Annotated in this window: 19 protein-coding genes; 12 read left to right on the top strand and 7 right to left on the bottom strand. The window is 64.6% G+C overall.

Going from position 1 to position 17,899, the window contains the following annotated elements:
- Positions 1-440 precede the first annotated feature (440 nt).
- Together O9K64_RS12290 and ubiA are read left to right on the top strand one after the other, a co-directional pair.
- Complete coding sequence (locus O9K64_RS12290; RefSeq protein ID WP_275098365.1) at positions 441-1,004, top strand: chorismate--pyruvate lyase family protein; 564 nt, start codon at positions 441-443, stop codon at positions 1,002-1,004.
- A complete protein-coding gene (ubiA, locus tag O9K64_RS12285; RefSeq protein ID WP_275098364.1) occupies positions 1,001-1,906 on the top strand; it encodes a 4-hydroxybenzoate octaprenyltransferase in 906 nt (301 codons plus the stop codon). The genes O9K64_RS12290 and ubiA overlap by 4 nt, the downstream gene beginning before the upstream one ends.
- Positions 1,907-1,961: 55 nt before the next feature.
- On the opposite strand, the gene dsrA is transcribed toward ubiA, so the two are convergent.
- From dsrA to O9K64_RS12265, 4 genes are all read right to left on the bottom strand, one after another.
- Complete coding sequence (gene dsrA / locus O9K64_RS12280; RefSeq protein ID WP_275098363.1) at positions 1,962-3,209, bottom strand: dissimilatory-type sulfite reductase subunit alpha; 1,248 nt, start codon at positions 3,207-3,209, stop codon at positions 1,962-1,964.
- A 425-nt stretch (positions 3,210-3,634) separates the two neighbouring features.
- The gene (locus O9K64_RS12275) at positions 3,635-4,012 is read right to left on the bottom strand and encodes a phasin family protein (protein ID WP_275098362.1); all 378 of its coding nucleotides are present in this window, start codon (positions 4,010-4,012) and stop codon (positions 3,635-3,637) included.
- Positions 4,013-4,203: 191 nt separating this feature from the next.
- Entirely contained in the window at positions 4,204-4,671 is a 468-nt protein-coding gene (gene phaR / locus O9K64_RS12270) for a polyhydroxyalkanoate synthesis repressor PhaR (protein ID WP_275098361.1), read from the bottom strand.
- 214 nt (positions 4,672-4,885) lie between these two features.
- Positions 4,886-6,070 (bottom strand): acetyl-CoA C-acetyltransferase, encoded by a 1,185-nt coding sequence (locus tag O9K64_RS12265; protein ID WP_275098360.1) that lies wholly within the window; start codon positions 6,068-6,070, stop codon positions 4,886-4,888.
- 203 nt (positions 6,071-6,273) lie between these two features.
- Here O9K64_RS12265 and O9K64_RS12260 point away from each other — a divergent pair, with 203 nt between their 5' ends.
- Both O9K64_RS12260 and O9K64_RS12255 read left to right on the top strand, forming a co-directional pair.
- Positions 6,274-7,164, top strand: a complete 891-nt coding sequence (locus O9K64_RS12260; RefSeq protein ID WP_275098359.1) for a poly(R)-hydroxyalkanoic acid synthase subunit PhaE — start codon at positions 6,274-6,276, stop codon at positions 7,162-7,164.
- A gap of 1 nt (position 7,165) precedes the next feature.
- Entirely contained in the window at positions 7,166-8,263 is a 1,098-nt protein-coding gene (locus O9K64_RS12255) for a class III poly(R)-hydroxyalkanoic acid synthase subunit PhaC (RefSeq protein WP_275098358.1), read from the top strand.
- A gap of 18 nt (positions 8,264-8,281) precedes the next feature.
- Here the strand turns inward: O9K64_RS12255 and hisG are convergent, their stop codons facing one another.
- The 3 genes from hisG to O9K64_RS12240 form a co-directional block, all read right to left on the bottom strand.
- On the bottom strand, positions 8,282-9,160 hold the full coding sequence (gene hisG / locus O9K64_RS12250; protein ID WP_275098357.1) for an ATP phosphoribosyltransferase: 879 nt from the start codon (positions 9,158-9,160) through the stop codon (positions 8,282-8,284).
- 246 nt (positions 9,161-9,406) lie between these two features.
- Entirely contained in the window at positions 9,407-9,649 is a 243-nt protein-coding gene (locus O9K64_RS12245; protein WP_275098356.1) for a YdcH family protein, read from the bottom strand.
- A gap of 153 nt (positions 9,650-9,802) precedes the next feature.
- The gene (locus tag O9K64_RS12240) at positions 9,803-10,501 is read right to left on the bottom strand and encodes a ComF family protein (RefSeq protein WP_275098355.1); all 699 of its coding nucleotides are present in this window, start codon (positions 10,499-10,501) and stop codon (positions 9,803-9,805) included.
- A 127-nt stretch (positions 10,502-10,628) separates the two neighbouring features.
- Here O9K64_RS12240 and bioB point away from each other — a divergent pair, with 127 nt between their 5' ends.
- The 8 genes from bioB to O9K64_RS12200 all read left to right on the top strand — a co-directional run bounded on the left by bioB (position 10,629) and on the right by O9K64_RS12200 (position 17,628).
- Complete coding sequence (gene bioB / locus O9K64_RS12235; protein WP_275098354.1) at positions 10,629-11,654, top strand: biotin synthase BioB; 1,026 nt, start codon at positions 10,629-10,631, stop codon at positions 11,652-11,654.
- 68 nt (positions 11,655-11,722) lie between these two features.
- A complete protein-coding gene (bioF, locus tag O9K64_RS12230) occupies positions 11,723-12,901 on the top strand; it encodes an 8-amino-7-oxononanoate synthase (protein ID WP_275098353.1) in 1,179 nt (392 codons plus the stop codon).
- Entirely contained in the window at positions 12,898-13,674 is a 777-nt protein-coding gene (gene bioH / locus O9K64_RS12225; protein WP_275098352.1) for a pimeloyl-ACP methyl ester esterase BioH, read from the top strand. The genes bioF and bioH overlap by 4 nt, the downstream gene beginning before the upstream one ends.
- Positions 13,667-14,569, top strand: coding sequence for a malonyl-ACP O-methyltransferase BioC (gene bioC, locus O9K64_RS12220; protein WP_275098351.1), 903 nt, complete (start codon positions 13,667-13,669; stop codon positions 14,567-14,569). The genes bioH and bioC overlap by 8 nt, the downstream gene beginning before the upstream one ends.
- 6 nt (positions 14,570-14,575) lie before the next feature.
- The gene (bioD, locus tag O9K64_RS12215) at positions 14,576-15,253 is read left to right on the top strand and encodes a dethiobiotin synthase (RefSeq protein ID WP_275098350.1); all 678 of its coding nucleotides are present in this window, start codon (positions 14,576-14,578) and stop codon (positions 15,251-15,253) included.
- 42 nt (positions 15,254-15,295) lie between these two features.
- Complete coding sequence (locus tag O9K64_RS12210) at positions 15,296-15,898, top strand: ACP phosphodiesterase (protein WP_275098349.1); 603 nt, start codon at positions 15,296-15,298, stop codon at positions 15,896-15,898.
- Positions 15,895-16,353, top strand: a complete 459-nt coding sequence (locus tag O9K64_RS12205) for a YbaK/EbsC family protein (protein ID WP_275098348.1) — start codon at positions 15,895-15,897, stop codon at positions 16,351-16,353. Before O9K64_RS12210 ends, O9K64_RS12205 begins: the two co-directional genes overlap by 4 nt.
- 198 nt (positions 16,354-16,551) lie before the next feature.
- Positions 16,552-17,628 carry a 3-deoxy-7-phosphoheptulonate synthase gene (locus O9K64_RS12200; RefSeq protein WP_275098347.1) on the top strand — a complete coding sequence of 359 codons (1,077 nt, stop codon included), beginning with the start codon at positions 16,552-16,554 and terminating at the stop codon, positions 17,626-17,628.
- Positions 17,629-17,899: the final 271 nt, after the last annotated feature.

Here is a 17,899-nt window from a genome sequence, read left to right as displayed (position 1 = left end):
CGGTAAACGCCCAGGGTCCTGATGCCGTTCCGCTTGCACTTCTGGGGGGTGTAGGATGCCGGTGAGGCACGAACCGCATCATTTACCGGCTTCCGGATCGATGCGGTTCGCAAGCTCACCGGCATCCTGTTCTGGGCGTCTGGTTTGTAGCCTGGATGGAGCCCGCTCCATGGGAACTTAACAGGCACGTAGTCCCGGACGGGCGAAATCCGGGGCGGTGTTGAGTTGAAGCCCGCTGCCCCGGATTCCGCCGCCGTGGGTGCATGCGGTCCTCCGGTTTGGGGAAATGGCGGCTTCATCCAGGCTACGGTACTGAGCCCCACCATCGATAGGCACGCTCCGCCCCAGGGCGTATGAGCATCGCAGCCAAGTGCATTTATAGGGGAAACGGGGCAAAAAATCGGTGATAATGGCCCATTTGCAGTCAGCGGAAGTCGTTCTTGAAGCGTTTTTACAGCAGGCGTGAGCCCCACTGGGCACCCTGGTGCCGGTTTCGGCATCACCAGGTGCCCGCGGATATCGAGCAGTGGTTGCGCGATCGTGGCTCATTGACGGCACGTCTGAAGAGCGCCTCGCCAGGAGATTTCCGGGTCAATCTGTTGCGTCAGGGGTGGGCCCGGCCGCTGGACAGCGAACGCCGGCTGCTGGGCATGCGCCGGGGCGGGATTGCCGTGCTGCGAGAAGTGGAGCTGCTCTGCGGCGGCGTGCCCTGGGTGTTTGCCCGCACCCTGATACCGGCGCGCAGCCTGCAGGGCCCGGCCCGGCGCCTGGCCATGCTGGGGGAGCGGCCGCTGGGTGAAGTGCTGTTTGCCGATCCCTCGATGCGCCGCGGGGTCACCCAGATGGCCTGTCTGCTGCCCCGCCACGCGCTCTTCGTCTCGGCCACCGTGCATCTGCGGCAGGTCGAGGCGATCTGGGGGCGGCGCACCCTGTTTCACTTGGCGGGCAAGCCGTTGTTGGTGAACGAACTGTTTTTACCCGATATTCCAGCGAGTCCCTCATGAGCCATTCACCATCCGACCTCAACACCGTTGCGACGCCACGCACCCTGCGCCGACAGCTGGACGGCTATATCCGCCTGGTCCGGCTGGACAAGCCGATCGGCATCCTGCTGTTGTTGTGGCCGGCGCTCTGGGCCCTGTGGCTGGCCGGCGCCGGTGAACCGCGCTGGGGGGTGGTGCTGATCTTCGTTCTCGGGGTGGCGCTGATGCGTTCCGCCGGTTGCGCCATCAATGATTACGCCGACCGGCATATCGACGGCCGGGTGAAACGCACCTGTGGCCGGCCGATCGCCACCGGCGTGGTGTCGCCGAAAGAGGCGCTCTGGGTGTTTGCCGTGCTCTGCCTGATCGCCTTCGGCCTGGTGCTGCTGCTCAACCGCCAGACCGTGCTGATGTCGGTGGTGGCGGTGCTACTGGCGGCCCTCTATCCGTTCATGAAACGCTATACCCACCTGCCCCAACTGGTGTTGGGCATGGCCTTCGGCTGGGCGGTACCGATGGCCTACATGGCCCTGCTCGGCGACATCCCGACGGTGGCCTGGGTGCTCTATGGGGCCGCCATCCTCTGGGCGCTGATCTATGACACCGAGTATGCCATGGTCGACCGCGAGGATGATCTGCGCATCGGGGTCAAGTCCACCGCCATCCTGTTTGGCCGCCAGGACCGGCTGATTATCGGCCTGCTGCAGCTGGCGATGCTGGCGCTGCTGGCGCTGGTGGGTGCCCGGGAGGGGCTGGGGATGGCCTATTATCTGGGGCTTGCGGTAGCGGCGGCGCTGTTCGTCCGCCAGCAGGTGCTGATCCGCGGGCGCGAGCCGGCCGCCTGTTTCAGCGCCTTCCGCAACAACAACTGTGTCGGCATGACGATTTTCTTCGGCCTGCTGCTGGACTATCTGCTGGGGTGAGTGTTCGGTAGGGGACCCGGACCGTGCCGAAGCGCGTGCCGGGTCCCCGGTCGGCTTATACGGAGCCCGACTTACGCTCGTTCCATTTCGCCGCCTGCTCATCCCAGTCGTCGGTGCGGACATAGGGATTGGTACGCGGCTGGGAGATCATCTCCGGCTCGATCTCCAGGCCGAGACCTTCCAGGAAATTGATCAGACCGATACGTTCGATCATCTCACCGGTACGCTCGTGCTCCAGGGCGTTCTCGGCGAAGAAATCGAGGATGCTGGTGCTCAGCTCCTCCAGCCACTCGAAGTCCTCGTCGCTCTCCAGCTTGTGGAACGGCACGATCACCGTGCCCATCAGATCACCGATCTTCAGGGTACGCTTGCCGCCCACCAGGATGGTCACGCCCTTGTCGTCACCCGGGGAGAGGGCCTTGGTCATCACGTTGATGCAGTGCATGCAGCGCACGCAGTTGTGATTGTCCACGACCAAGGTGTCGTCGTCATTCAGGGACAGCGCCTGGGTCGGACAGCGGGTGATCACATTGTCGATGGTGTATTTGCGTCCCTTCTTGGCGACGAACGCCTGCACCTCGGCCTGATCCACCTTGATGTCGCCACGCCAGGTGCCGATCATCGCCACATCGGCGCGCTGGATCGAGTTCATGCAGTCGTTGGCGCAGCCGGAGGCCTTGAACTTCAGCTTGTAGGGCAGGGCCGGGCGGTGCATGTCGTCCAGGTTGGCGTTGACACAGGTGCGCATCGCGCGGGCCTCGTCGTAGCAGGACTGTTCGCAACGGGCGGCGCCCACGCAGGACATGCCGGTGCGTACCGCCGGGCCGGCACCGCCCAGGTCGAAGCCCGCCTTGTTGATCTCGTCGAAGGCCTTCTGCACATTCTCCGTGGAACAGCCCTGGAACATGATGTCCCCGGACTGGCCATGGAAGGCGATCAGCCCGGAACCGTATTTCTCCCAGATGTCGCACAGATGGCGGATGGTCTTGGTGTCGTAGTGCATGCCGGGTGGGGGGATCACGCGCAGGGTGTGGAATTCGGCCGCCGCCGGGAACAGTGGCTTGTTGTTCTCATCCTTCAGTTCGGTGAACCGGGGAATGATGCCGCCGCCATAACCCATGACGCCGACGGTGCCGCCTTTCCAGTAGCCTTTGCGGGTTTCATATGAAGTTTCGAGCTGGCCCAGCAGATCGACCATCATGTCGCTGTTTTTCGCCAGACGTTTCAGGCCGGTAACAAAGCTCGGCCAGGGACCTCCCTCCAGCTGATCCAGCATCGGGGTATCATGCATTGGTTTTGTCATACTGCTCCTCCCAAAATTACCAGTCATCCGGAGTGTTGGCTCGATCTGTCGGTCCGGGACTGCCATTCGTGTGTGACCCGCCTATTTATGGGGGCTTGGGGAAGATGATAGATCAAAGCAATACCAAGTAAACCACTAGGTTATTGGGGTATCGGAAACACCCACCGCGCCGAACCGTAGGGGCAGGCCCCCATGCCTGCCCTTTGTTCCAGATCCCCCGGGGACCAGGGCAACCACAGGGGGTTGCCCCTACGCCCATCCCCTGGACAAAAAAAAGCCCGGCAGGGAGCCGGGCGTAAAATCTCTCTATGCACTGTTCAGAGAGAGGAGGATTTCTGCCTGAAGGCCGCTGCGGGCCGTCGGGACTTCGCCGCACCCGCCGGGTGCGGGTGCCGCTGATGTATTACTTTTCCAGGACCTCTGTATTACTTTTCCAGGACCTCTTCGGCCACTGCGGTGACTTTGCTGTTAAAGGTGTTGATGCCGTTTTCCAGCCAGCTGCGATACTCGTTGCCGGCCTGGGTTGCGAGGTTGACCGCGTCACGGCCCTTGCCGGCGAGGTTTTCGCCGAGGGTCCTGCCCAGGGCCAGCTGGCTGTCGAACACCGCCTTGGGATCGCTGGAGTGGCTGGTGGCGGACAGCTGCTCGATGCCGGCATCGACAAATACCGCGAAGGTATCCAGCTGTTTCTCAACCAGTTGTTCCCAGGTGCGCAGGTTGATTTCCGCCAGGGCACGGATATTTTCGTAGCCGTTGATTCCGAACTCTTTGAACAGCTCAAGATTTGCCTTGGGATCGTTCATTGCGCATTCTCCACGATTTGTGCGTTGCAATAATATTGCGACGCAGCATAAGGGGGCTGGCGCGGTGTGTCAATAGGTCAGCGAAAAAATTGTGCGACGCACAACCGAGTTCGGCTGGTTCGCCCGCAGCCGTAGAGATCCGGCCCCGAAGTGACTCGCTAGAGGCCCGGTGCCGGGGCGGGTGGGGGGGGTTATTCTTCTTCTTTTTTTCTGTTGGCGGCGCCAGCCAGACCGGCGGCCTTGAAAAAGTTCTTCTGCATGTCGGCCCACATGCGCATGTTCTGTTCGGCCATGCTGGTGATCGCCTTGACCGGGTCGGTACCAACCGTGTTGTTCAGCTGCTCCTGCTGCTGCACGAACATGGAGAGGCTCTCCTCCAAGTAGCGGGCCAGCATTCCCTGCACCGTGCCGCCGTAGAAGCGGATGATCTGCGACAGCATCTTGGCGCTGAATAGCGGCGCTCCGCCGGACTCCTCATCCAGCATGATCTGCAGCAGGATGGAGCGGGTGAGGTCCTCGTTGGTATTGGTGTCGACCACCTGGAAATCCATTCCGCTCATGACCAGTTCCCGAATATCACTCAGGGTGATATAGCGACTGAGTTCCGTATCGTAGAGGCGACGATTGGGATATTTTTTTATAATTCTGATGTTGGACATGAAGCTGGATCCTCGAAATGAATTACCACCTGCGGCCACAGTTTACCCGGGAATATTGGCAAAGGGAAAACTCTTTGGACTTGTCGGGTTGAAGGGGCGGGGGAGGATGTTGGCAGGCGCGGCCATTTACCGCCGGAGGACGGATTTTGCAGGTACGGGAGAGGACGGTGACGGGGCCGATCCGGCAGTTTCCGGATCAGCCCCGTGATGGCTCCTAGTCGCGTTCCACGGCCAGGGCCACGCCCATGCCGCCGCCGACGCAGAGGGTCGCCAATCCCTTCTTGGCGTCACGTTTAGCCATCTCGTGCAGCAGCGAGACCAGGATTCGGGCACCGGATGCGCCGATCGGATGGCCCAGGGCGATGGCGCCACCGTTGACGTTGATCTTCTCCGGGTCCCAGCCCAGCTCCTTGTTGACCGACATCGCCTGGGCGGCAAACGCCTCGTTGGCCTCCACCAGATCCAGGTCGCCAACCGACCAGCCGGCCTTTGCCAGGCACTTGGTGGTGGCGGTGATGGGGCCGGTGCCCATGATGGCGGGATCGACGCCGCTGGCGGCGAACGCCTTGATCCGCGCCAGCGGGGTCAGCCCCAGTTCCACGGCCTTGCTCTCTTTCATGACGATCACGGCGGCGGCGCCGTCGTTGAGGCCGGAGGCGTTGCCGGCGGTGACCGTGCCGTCACGGTCGAAGGCCGGGCGCAGCTTGCCCAGGGTCTCTGCCGTGGTGCCGTGGCGCGGGAACTCGTCGCTGTCGAAGATGACCGGGTCGCCCCTGCGCTGCGGGATCTCCAGCGGGATGATCTCGTCGCGGAACCGGTTGGCCTTCTGTGCGGTCTCCGCCTTCTGCTGCGAGGCGGCGGCAAACTGGTCCTGGGCCTCGCGGCTGAACTCGAACTTGCTGGCGATATTCTCCGCCGTGACGCCCATGTGGTACTGGTTGAAGGCGTCCCAGAGCCCGTCGACGATCATGCTGTCTTTCAGTTTCCAGTCACCCATGGTCTGGCCCTTGCGGGAGCCGGGTACCACGTGGGGGGAGAGACTCATGTTCTCCTGGCCGCCGGCGATCACGATCTCCGCATCACCACAGGCCACCGCCTGCATCGCCAGGTGCACCGCCTTCAGGCCGCTGCCGCAGACCTTGTTAATGGTCATGGCGGGAACCTCCTGCGGCAGGCCGGCACCCAGGGTGGCCTGGCGTGCGGGATTCTGTCCGCAGCCGGCGGTCAGGACCTGGCCAAGGATCACCTCATCGATTTGTTCCGGGGCGAGCTTGGTGCGTTCCAGGAGGCCGGCGATCACCTTGGCGCCCAGTTCGCTGGCCGGAATGCCGGCGAGGGCTCCGGAGAAGCTGCCGATAGCGGTTCTGCCTGCTGCAACGATTACGATGTTATCACTCATACGCATTACCTATATGCTGTCATGGGCAGGGGGGTCGCGATGACACACCCCTTAGTATTGCGCCGGTGGGCGCGGAGTATCCATTTCTACTATACACAGGTCAGTGTAATGCAAATTGCTGCACCGCACTACATCGGTTTGCATGTTAGTATGCTGCGTGATAATGACGGCAGAGTTAAGGACCGATGGGGGAAAGTGATTTCTTGAACGATGACTGGCTGGAGGCGCAACGCAACTACTGGGCCGAGTGGTCGGCGCGTGCCGGGCAGAGTGGTGCCGGGGCTGAGCCTGCGCTCAACCCCTGGGAGCAGGCGCTCAATCAGTGGTGGCAGAGCCTGGCCCCGACCGCACCGCAGATGGTTCAGGAACTGCTGGAGAAGACGCTTGCCCAGGGTCGGCAACTGTTCCAGCTGGCCGAGCAGTTTGCCGCCACCGGGCAGCGACCGGAGGGCGGCCCGGACTGGCAGGCGGCGGCGCAGCAGACCATTGGCGATCTGCGCGGGATCCTCGCCGGTATCACCGCTAGCATGAGTCCGCTGCCGGAGGCGGTAACCGAGGGCGCCACTGATTATCTGGAACGCTTGTCTGCGCTACCGGGACTGGGCCTAGTGCAGGGCAGCCAGGCGCAGCGGGAGGTGATTGCCCGTCTGCTGCGATTTCAGAAGGCCCATCAGGCCTACGAGCTGTTTTTTGTCGATCTGGGCAAACAGGCGATCGCCCGGCTGCAGGATGAGATCGCCAAGCTTGACGGGCAGGGCGAGACGCTCGATTCCGCCAGGGCGCTGTATGATCTCTGGGTGTCGGTCTGCGAGGGGGTGTACGCCGGGCAGGTGATGACACCGGCGTATGTCGAGCTTTACGCGGAGCTGATCAACAGCCAGATGGCGCTCAAGCAGCAGCTGCGCGACATGCTGGACGAGTCATTCACCCTGCTGGGCATGCCCACCACCCGGGATTTTCGCGCCCAGGAGCAGCGGGCACATCAGGATCGTCAGGCCCTCCGCGCGCTGCAGGCCGAGGTCGCGGCCATGCGCCGGGCCCCGGCAAAGAAACGCGCCGGATCCCGGAAAAGGCCGGCCGTGGCGGGGAAATAGTATGGCTCCCATCGATTTGCCGCCTGAAAAACTGATCGCGGAAGTGGTCGAGTACAGCCGCAAACTGCAGGCGGGTGCCGAGCGCCTGTGCACTGCCGGGGGGCTTGCCTCCGGGGGGCTTTCCAGCGGGGTTTCGCCCCGCGAGGTGATCTACCGCGAGGACAAGCTGACCCTCTACCGCTATCTGCCCGACGCGTCGGCCTCCGCGGCGCCCAACCCAGTGTCCGAAAAGGTACCGCTGCTGATCGTCTACGCGCTGGTGAATCGCCCCTACATGGCCGATCTCCAGGAGGACCGGTCGACCATCAAGGGTCTGCTGGCCAGCGGCCAGCCGGTCTATCTGATCGACTGGGGCTATCCGGACAGCGCCGACCGCTTTCTCACCCTGGACGACTATATCAACGGCTATATCGACCGCTGTGTCGACCGGCTGCTGGAGCGCCACCAGGTTGAGCGGATCAATCTGCTGGGGATCTGCCAGGGCGGCACCATGAGCCTCTGCTATACCGCCCTGCACCAGCCGAAGGTGCGCAACCTGGTCACCATGGTGACGCCGGTCGATTTCCAGACCCCGGACAACATGCTCAGCGCCTGGGTACGGCACCTGGATGTGGATCTGCTGGTGGATGTGCAGGGCAATATCCCCGGCGACTTCCTCAACTGGACCTTCCTGGCGCTGAAACCCTTCACCCTGGCCGGACAGAAGTACGTGCAGTTGGTGGATATCCTGGAGGATCAGGCGCAGGTGGAGAATTTTCTGCGCATGGAGAAGTGGATCTTCGACAGTCCGGCCCAGGCGGGGGAGGCCTTCCGTCAGTTTATCAAGCAGTTCTATCAGCAGAACGGGTTGATCCGCGGGGAGGTGATCCTGGGGGAGCAGCCGGTGAAGCTGAACAAGATCACCTGCCCGCTGCTGAACATCTACGGCGAGCAGGATCACCTGGTGCCGCCGGACGCCTCCCGGGCCCTCAAGGGCCAAACCGGCAGCACGGATTACAGCGAGCTGGCCTTCCCCGGCGGCCATATCGGCATCTATGTCAGTGGCAAGGCCCAGGCGCTGATCCCGCCCAGCATCGGCCGCTGGCTGGACGAGCGCTGATCCGGGAAGATACCCGCATCAGATCATCTTGCGCAGCTCGTACTCCAGGATCCCTTCGGCGCCCGCCGCCTTCAGGCGCGGGATCAGGTCGCGCACCGCGCCGCTGTTGACCACAGTCTCCACCGCCAGCCACTCCTGATCGTACAGATGACTGACGGTCGGGGCGTGCAGGCTGGGCAGCATGCCGACCACCAGTTCCAGCTGGTCCGCCGGCACGTTCATCTTCAGCGCCACCTTCTGGCGGGCGGTCAGCGCGGCCCGCAGCAGGGTGGCGATCTGTTCGATCTTGGCCCGCTTCCAGGGGTCCTGCATCGCCTGTTTGTTGGCGATCAGCCGGGTCTCGGTGTGCAGGATGTCGCAGACGATGCGCAGTCCGTGGGCGCGGATGGTGCTGCCGGTCTCGGTGATCTCCACCACCGCATCCACCAGGCCTTCCACCACCTTGGCCTCGGTTGCGCCCCAGGAGAACTCCACCCGGGCGTCGATGCCCCGCTGCGCCAGGTAGCGCTTGGTGAAGGAGACCAGTTCGGTGGAGATCTTCTTGCCCTGCAGATCCTCGATGGACTGGATCGGTGACTCCTTGGGCACCACCAGCACCCAGCGGCAGGGCTGATCGGAACTCTTGGAGTAGACCAGTTCGCTGATCTCCACCACCTCGTTTTCCGATTCGGTTTCGAGAATCCAGTCGTGTCCGGTGAGGCCCAGGTCGAGGGTGCCGTTGGCAACATAGGGGGCCATCTCCTGGGAGCGCACCAGGGCGCAGCTGATATCGGCGTCATCGATCGAGGGAAAGTAGTTGCGTGACCGGGGCGTGATATTCCAGCCGGCCTGCTTGAACAGGGAGAGGGTGGCGCTCTCCAGGCTGCCCTTGGGGATACCGAGTTTCAGTTGTGGCATAGGACTCTGGACTCTTTGCATGGTCAGTGTTGGGAATGGCGGAGGGTGATTCTACCCGCTTATCGGGGTGAATATCCATTCGGCTGACTGTCGTGTCCGGGTATCGGGTAATAAGGTGAAAAGCCAAAGAATCCAACGGGTGGGGGTCAGGCCGCCCGCCCAATCCGCGTCAACTCGTGATGATCAACGCGGCCTGACTCCGACCCCTGTGAATTCACGCCGGGTCGAGTCTTCCCCCGTTTATTCCTACGGGTTGTCGCGCAGGTACTGGTAAATCTGGTCTTTCAACAGCGCCCGGGTCTTCTTCATCTCTTCCATTTTGAAATCATCGATCGGCTGGTTGAGCTCTTCCAGCTGGCGGATCTCGCTGTCCAGGCTGTCGTGTGTTTCCATCAGGTTGGCAAACTCGGGATCGTTGTGGTGCAGGTTTCTGATGGTCTCCTCCAGATTGGGAAACTCGTGGAGGATATCGTGCGTTTCTCCAAGCATGGCATGTCTCCTCGTGTCGGATATCGAATCACAGATTTGGGTCAGGGATTTCGGTTACAGCGGTTTTAATTATAGGGCGCCATTGCGAGCTTCACATGATGCACGGCAACGGATCTGTGTTGCCGGCAGGCGCCCGTTTTTTTTCACAGGCTCTCAGGGGGTGCGTGCCACGGCCCAGACATCCACCCGGACGACCCCGGCCCGTTTCAGCTGCCGCGCCAGTTCGTTTACCGTGTCGCCGGTGGTGACCACGTCGTCCACCAGGGCGACATGGCGGGCCGCTATCGGTTGGCTGACCTGGAAGGCACCGCGGATATTCTGGCGGCGCTGGCGCTTGTTCAGGGCGTGCTGTGGCCGGGTGTGGCGGATCCTGTGGCAGCTCTGGTGATCCAGCGGAATGGCGAAGCGACGCCCGAGTGGCCTGGCCAGCTCCAGGGCCTGGTTATAGCCGCGCTGGCGCAGCCGGCTGGGATGCAGGGGCACCGGTATCAGCAGCTCGGGCAGCGTGGCCTGCCGCTCCAGGTGGTCCCCCAGCAGCCGGCTCAGCAGCCGGCCCTGGGCCAGTCGGCCGGAAAATTTAAACTGCCCGATCAAGCGGTCGATCGGCGCGGCGTAGAGGAAGGGGATCAGGCTGCGGTCGACCGCGGGCGGGTGCTGCAGGCAGTGGCCGCAGACCAGCTCTCCGCCCAAGGTCAGGGTTAGGGGCAGGCCGCAGCGTCGGCAGCCTTGAGAGTTGTAGGGCAGCTCATCCCGGCAACCCGCGCAGAGGCCGGCGCGGGCGGGTGCGTCGCACAGTCGGCAGTGATCCGGATAGAGTAGCGAGAGTATATTATTTATACAGCTGTAAACCATTGGAATCCATTCCGGTTGACGAGTACGCCTGCTCCGGTATCATAGCGGGCTGGCGTGACGCCCACTGTCCGCCGTGTATTATCCACTATCCCCGTCATGACCGACAGAGCCAGAGGCAGCACCCGACATGAATAACACGACGCCGCGACACGACTGGAGCCTGGATGAGATCGAGGCGCTGCTGAATCTGCCGTTCAATGATCTGCTGTTCCAGGCCCAGACTCTCCATCGTCAGCGCTTCGACCCGAACAAGGTGCAGGTGAGCACCCTGCTGAGCGTCAAGACCGGCGCCTGTTCCGAGGATTGCGGCTACTGTTCCCAGAGCGCCAGACATGCCACCGACCTGGAAAAGGAGAAGCTGCTGCCGCTGGACGAGGTGAAACGTGCCGCCCGGGAGGCCAGGGAGAAGGGGGCGACCCGCTTCTGCATGGGGGCCGCCTGGCGCAACCCCACGGACAAGAACCTGGAGCGGGTGGTGGAGATGATCCGCGCCGTGCATGACATGGGCATGGAGACCTGCGTCACCCTGGGCATGCTGACCGAGTCCCAGGCCCAGAGCCTCAAGGAGGCGGGGCTCGATTACTACAATCACAACCTGGACACCTCGCCGGAGTTCTACGGCAACGTGGTGACCACCCGCACCTACCAGGACCGGTTGGACACCCTGGCGCGGGTGCGCGACCGGGGCATCAATGTCTGCAGCGGCGGCATCCTCGGCATGGGCGAGTCGCGTCGCGACCGCGCCTCCATGCTGCGCGAACTGGCCAATCTGCCGAAACATCCGGAGTCGGTGCCGATCAACATGCTGGTGCAGGTGGAGGGCACGCCGCTGTACGGCACCGCCGCCCTGGACCCGTTCGAATTCATCCGCACCATTGCGGTGACCCGCATCCTGATGCCGGAGTCCTATGTGCGCCTGTCGGCCGGCCGCACCGAGATGAGCGACGAGATGCAGGCCCTCTGCTTCCTGGCCGGGGCCAACTCCATGTTCTATGGCGAGCGGCTGCTGACCACCGACAACCCGGACGCCGACGCCGACCGCAGGTTGTTTGAGCGCCTGGGCCTCCATTTCGAGGAGACCCGGGAGCTGCAGGCCACCGAGAAGGAGTGCGACAACAAGCGCAAGGTCCGCCTGGCGGCCGAATTCTCCTGATCGCGGAATCGCCCCGGCGTCCGGCCGTCGGCCGCCCGCCGCGTCACCCATCGAGGCACCCTCATCCCATGAGACCACTGCAACCGGAACTGGAGCGGCGCCGGGCCGCCCACCTCTACCGCCGCCGCCGGGTGCTGGGCAGTGCCCAGGGACCGCTGCTGCAGGTGGACGGGGAGGCGTTGCTCAGCTTCTGCAGCAACGACTACCTGGGGCTGGCCAATCACCCCCAAGTGGTCCGGGCGCTGCAGCGCGGCGCCGAACAGTACGGTGCCGGCAGCGGTTCGGCCCACTTGGTGGCGGGGCACAGCGCCGCCCATCATGCGCTGGAGGAGGAGCTGGCAGCCTTCACCGGCCGCCCCCGCGCGCTGCTCTACTCCACCGGCTACATGGCCAACCAGGGGGTGATCACCGCCCTGCTGGGGCGCGGCGACAGTGTCTACCAGGACCGTCTGAACCACGCCTCGCTGATCGATGGCGGGCTGCTCAGCCGGGCCGAACTGAAACGCTATCCGCACAATGACCTGGGCGCCCTGGCCGGGCGCATGGCCTGCCAGCGTAGTGGCGAGGCGCTGGTGGCTGTGGACGGAGTGTTCAGCATGGACGGTGATCTGGCGCCGCTGCGGGAACTGGCCGAGCTGTGCCGGGAGCGGGAGGCCTGGCTGCTGGTGGACGACGCCCACGGCCTCGGCGTGCTGGGGCGTGATGGCCGCGGCAGCGTGGACCATTTCGGCCTGGACGACCAGGCGGTGCCGATCCTGATGGGCACCCTGGGCAAGGCGTTCGGCACCTTCGGCGCCTTTGTCGCCGGCTCCGAGGCGCTGATCGAGACCCTGATCCAGCAGTCGCGCAGCTACATCTATACCACCGCCCTGCCGCCGGCCGTGGCTGAGGCGACCCGGGCCAGCCTGCGCCTGGTACAGGAGGAGGGGGGACGGCGCGAGCAGCTGCGACTGCTGATCGGCCGGTTCCGTGAGGGGGCCGCTCAACTGGGGCTCGACCTGATGCCCTCGGAAACGGCCATCCAGCCGATCCTGGCCGGTGACGCCGAGCGGGCCATGGCCTGGAGCCGGGCGCTGCAAGCGCAGGGCATGCTGGTGATCGCCATCCGTCCGCCCACCGTGCCGGCAGGGAGCGCGCGCCTGCGCGTGACCCTCTCCGCCAGCCACAGCACCGATCAAGTGGATCGGCTGCTGGAGGCGCTGGGGTGGCTGGACCGGGAGCGGCTGGACCGGGAGGAGCGGGCATGAAACTCCATACCGAGACCACCGGCAGCGGGCCGGACCTGGTGCTGCTGCACGGCTGGGGTATGAACGCGGCGGTCTGGTCGCCGGTGGTGGATGCCCTCTCCCGAGATTATCGCATCACCCTGGTCGAACTGCCGGGCCACGGGGCGAGCGCCTACGATCCCCACTGTGCCGGTCTGGATGACTGGGTCGATGCCTGCCTGGCGGCGGCCCCGGCCCGCGCGGTCTGGATCGGCTGGTCCCTGGGTGGCCAGCTGGCCCTGCGCGCGGCCCTGCGGGCACCACGGCGGGTCAGCGCACTGGTGCTGGTCACCGCCAGCCCGCGCTTCGTGATGGGCGAGGGGTGGCCGCACGCCATGGCGCCGGCCACCCTGACCCAGTTCGCCCGGGCGTTGCGCCGGGATCACCACCAGACCCTGGAGCGCTTCCTCTCCCTGCAGGTGCAGGGAGACGAGGCGGCCCGCGAGACCCTGCGCCTGCTGCGCCAGGATATCGCCCAGCGCCCCGAGGCCGACCCGCTGGCGCTGGAACACGGTCTGGAGCTGCTGCGCACGGTGGATCTGCGGCCCGGTCTGGGGGATCTCCGCTGCCCCACCCTGTGGCTGCTCGGTGAGCGCGATACCTTGGTCCCGGCCGATGTCGGCGATGCGCTGGAGCGGCTGATGCCGGCCGCCGAGATCCTGATTCTGCAGGGCTGCGCCCATGCCCCGTTTCTCTCACACCCGCGGCAGTGTCTGCGGGCCCTGAACCACTTTCTGGGATCGGACCATGCCTGACCGAGAACACCGTATCGACAACCGTATCGACAAGGGGCAGGCGCGCCGCGCCTTCTCCCGCGCCGCCGAGTGCTACGACCAGGTGGCGGTGCTGCAGCGGGAGATCGGCCAACGCATGCTCGACCGGCTGGAACTGGTGCGCCTGCAGCCGCGGGTGATCCTGGATATCGGTGCCGGCACCGGGGTGGCCACCGCCGCCCTGGCGGCGCGCTACCGCAAGGCCCGGGTGGTGGCGCTCGATTTCGCCCTGCCAATGCTGCAGCAGGCGCGCAAGCGGGGCGGCTGGCTGCGCAAACCGCGCTGCATCTGCGGCGACCTGGAACAACTGCCGCTGGCCGACCACAGCGTGGATCTGGTCTACTCCAACGCCGCCCTGCAGTGGAGCAATGACCTGGACAGCGCCTTCGGCGAGTTCCGCCGGGTACTGCGGCCGGGGGGGCTGCTGATGTTCACCACCTTCGGCCCGGACACCCTGAAGGAGCTGCGCGCCGCCTGGGCCGCCGTCGACAACGGCTCGCACGTCAGCACCTTTATCGATATGCACGACGTGGGGGATGCCCTGATGCGCGCCGGGCTGGCGGACCCGGTGATGGACGTGGACCGCCTGACCCTGACCTATGAACGGGTCGGCGGGCTGATGCGGGAGCTGAAGATCCTCGGTGCCCACAATGTCAACAGCGACCGCCGCCGCGGCCTCACCGGCAAGGGACGGCTGCAGGCGATGCAGGCCGCCTATGAGCAGTTCCGCCGCGCCCAGGACGGCCTGCTGCCGGCCAGCTACGAGGTGGTCTACGGCCACGCCTGGGCGCCCGAGGAGGGCCACCGCTCCAACGCTCCGTCGATCTCCCTGGATCAGATCGGCAGCGATCTGAACCGGGCCGGCCGGGGTGGCTGAGTCGGCATGCGCAGCGGTTATTTCATCACCGGTACCGATACCGATTGCGGCAAGACGGTCGTCACCCTGGGGCTGATGCGGCTGTTGCAGTCCCAGGGGCACCAGGTGCTGGGGATGAAGCCGGTGGCCGCCGGCTCCGTGCAGACGGCGGACGGCCTGCGCAACGACGATGCCCTGCGGCTGCAGGCCCAGGCCTCACGGCCGGCCGCTTACGAACGGGTCAACCCCTACTGCTTCAACCCGCCCATCGCCCCCCATCTGGCCGCCGCACAGGCGGCGTGCGAGATCGACTTTGCCCGCATAACGGCCTGTTTTGAGCAACTGGCCGAGGGGGCGGATCGGGTGTTGGTGGAGGGGGCCGGCGGCTGGTGCGTGCCATTGGGCGCGGACCGGACCCTGGCCGACCTGGCCGTCTCGCTGGGCCTGCCGGTGATCCTGGTGGTGGGGCTGCGGCTGGGCTGTATCAATCACGCCCTGCTGAGCGCCGAGGCGATCCGCGCCAGCGGGTTGCCGCTGGCCGGCTGGATCGGCAACCAGGTGGACCCGGCGATGCGCGAGCGCGAGGCCAACATCGCCACCCTGCAGCAGTGGCTCGATGCCCCCTGTCTCGGCGTGATCCCGCACCTCGCCGATCCCAGCGCCGGCGCGGTCAGCGAATTCCTGCGTCTGCCCACGCATTGTTGAGCGAGAGTTCCGCGCGCTCTACCATTCAATCGGGATGCCACAGTGAATTACCTCGCCCACCTGTTCCTCTCTCCCGACGATCCTGAACTGCTGCTCGGCAGCCTGATCGCCGATTTCACCCGTGGGCGCCTGGAGACCCTGGCCCGGGACTGGTCGCCGGGGGTGATGCGGGGCATCGCCCTGCACCGCCAGGTGGACCGCTTCACCGACGACCACCCGCGGGTGATCCGCGCCCGGCGGCGAATCGCCGCCCCCTACCGGCGCTACAGCGGCATCATCCTTGATATACTGTTCGATCACTTCCTCAGCCGCTACTGGGCGGAATTCACCCGGCGCGACCGGGGCGAGTTTATCCGCGACGTCTACCGGCTGCTGGAGCAGCGCCGCGAGCAGCTGCCGGCGCGCCTGCATGCCCTGGTGCCGCGCATGCGACGGGAGGACTGGCTCGGCTCCTACCGGGAACTGGAGGTGGTCGGCCTGGTATTCGAACGGATGGCGACCCGCCTGCGCCAGCCCAATGAACTGGGCGGGGCGCTGGTGGAGGTGCGTCGGCACTATCCCGAACTGGCGGAGGATTTCCGCTACTTCTTCCCCGAGCTGATCGAATTTGTACAACGACAACAGGAACAAACGGACCGGCAATGATACCCGAGCGTGTTAAACAGATACTGAACAGCCACGGCCTCAGTGCACTGGAGTTCGAGCCCGGCAGCACCCCCACCTCCGAACTGGCCGCGGCGCGCATCGGCGTGGCGGTGGGCCAGATCGCCAAGTCGATGCTGTTCAAGGGCAAGAACGGCAGCTTCTTCCTGGCGGTCTGCCCGGGCGACCGGCGGGTCTGCAGCAAGAAGATGAAGAACGAGACCGGCACCAAGGTGCGCATGGCGCGGGGCGACGAGACCGAGACGGTGACCGGATTCCGCCCCGGCGGGGTCTGCCCGTTCGGCGTCGAGGGGGTGGAGACCCTGCTGGATATCGGCCTGGCCGAGTATCCGCTGATCTATCCGGCGGCGGGTAACGATGCCTCCGGGGTGCCGGTCACCTTTGAACAGCTGAAACAGATCACCGGTGGCCGGGTGGTGGATGTGATGGAGCGCTGAAGCGGGCGCGGCGCCGGTTGGTCATTCAGGGTGGTCATATAGTGCCGGCGCCAGGGCGATCGAGCGGCGGGAGCTGATACTTTACTTCCTATTTGACGCTTTCTGCTGCAGTTGCAGCAGATTGTCCCGGCCAGAGGTGGCAAAAGCGCGGCGAATCTCCTATTCTTCAGGACCTTTTTTGTACAATCGAGCACCACAATGTTCCAAGACAGCCTGACCAATACCAACCTGCTCGCCGAGCGGGTGCTGATCTCTCCTGTGGATCTGAAGCGCCATCTGCCCCTGACCGCCGAGGGGGAGCGCCATGTCATCGAGGCGAGGCAGACCATCAAGCGGATCCTCAACAAGGAGGACCACCGGCTGCTGGTGGTTACCGGACCCTGCTCCATCCACGATGTAGCGGCGGCCAAGGAGTATGCCCTGCGCCTGAAGCAGCTGCACGACCAGCTGGGGGATACCCTCTATATCGTCATGCGCATCTATTTCGAGAAGCCCCGCACCACGGTGGGCTGGAAGGGGCTGATCAACGATCCGCGCATGGACGACAGCTTCCATATCGAAGAGGGGCTGCACAAGGCGCGCGAGCTGCTGGTGTGGCTGGCCGAGCTGGGGCTGCCGGTGGCCACCGAGGCGCTGGATCCGTTCAATCCCCAGTACCTGGGGGACCTGTTCGCCTGGGCGGCGATCGGCGCGCGCACCACCGAGTCCCAGACCCACCGCGAAATGGCCTCCGGCCTCTCCATGCCGGTGGGCTTCAAGAACGGCACCGACGGCGGGCTGGCGGTGGCCATCAACGCCCTGGAGTCGGTGGCCAATCCGCACAGCTTCCTCGGCATCAACCAGAAGGGCCAGGTGACGGTGATCCAGACCAAGGGCAATGTGTGCGGTCACGTGATCCTGCGCGGCGGCAACAGCGGACCCAATTACGACTCGGTCAACGTGGCCCTGTGCGAGGAGGCCCTGCGCAAGGCCGGTCTACCCGGGAACATCATGATCGACTGCAGTCACGGCAACTCCAGCAAGAAGCCGGAACTGCAGCCGCTGGTGGCGGAGAACGTGGTCAACCAGATCATCGAGGGCAACCAGTCGATCACCGGCCTGATGCTGGAGAGCAACCTGGAGTTCGGTAACCAGTCCATCCCGGCCGATCTGAGTCAGCTCAAATACGGCGTCTCGGTGACCGATGCCTGTATCGACTGGGAGACCAACGAGAAACTGCTGCTCGGCATGGCGGAGAAACTGAAAAACGTGCTGCCGGCCCGGATCAGATCGTGATCGCCGGAAGGGGGTCAGCGACGCCGACTCCAGGCGAAAAAGCGGAAGGCAAAAAAAGAGGCCGCAAGGAGATTGCGGCCTAAATCCAAAAGGAGGAGTCGGTCCGGGTGATCGCACTACTTCGATACTGCCTTCGGCCCATCACCCTGACCATGGGACAGATTTGATCACGGAACGGCAACCGGCCGCATTGCGAATTCGCAACGCGGCCGTTTTTTTTGTTCAGGGATGGAGTTATGCCGCGGAGGCCAGGGATGTGCGGGAGCGGCCA

This window comes from Sedimenticola hydrogenitrophicus (assembly GCF_029017505.1).
GTDB lineage: Bacteria > Pseudomonadota > Gammaproteobacteria > Chromatiales > Chromatiaceae > Sedimenticola > Sedimenticola hydrogenitrophicus_A.
The sequence above is the reverse complement of the archived record's forward strand: the minus strand, read 5'-3'. Positions and strand labels throughout refer to the sequence as shown.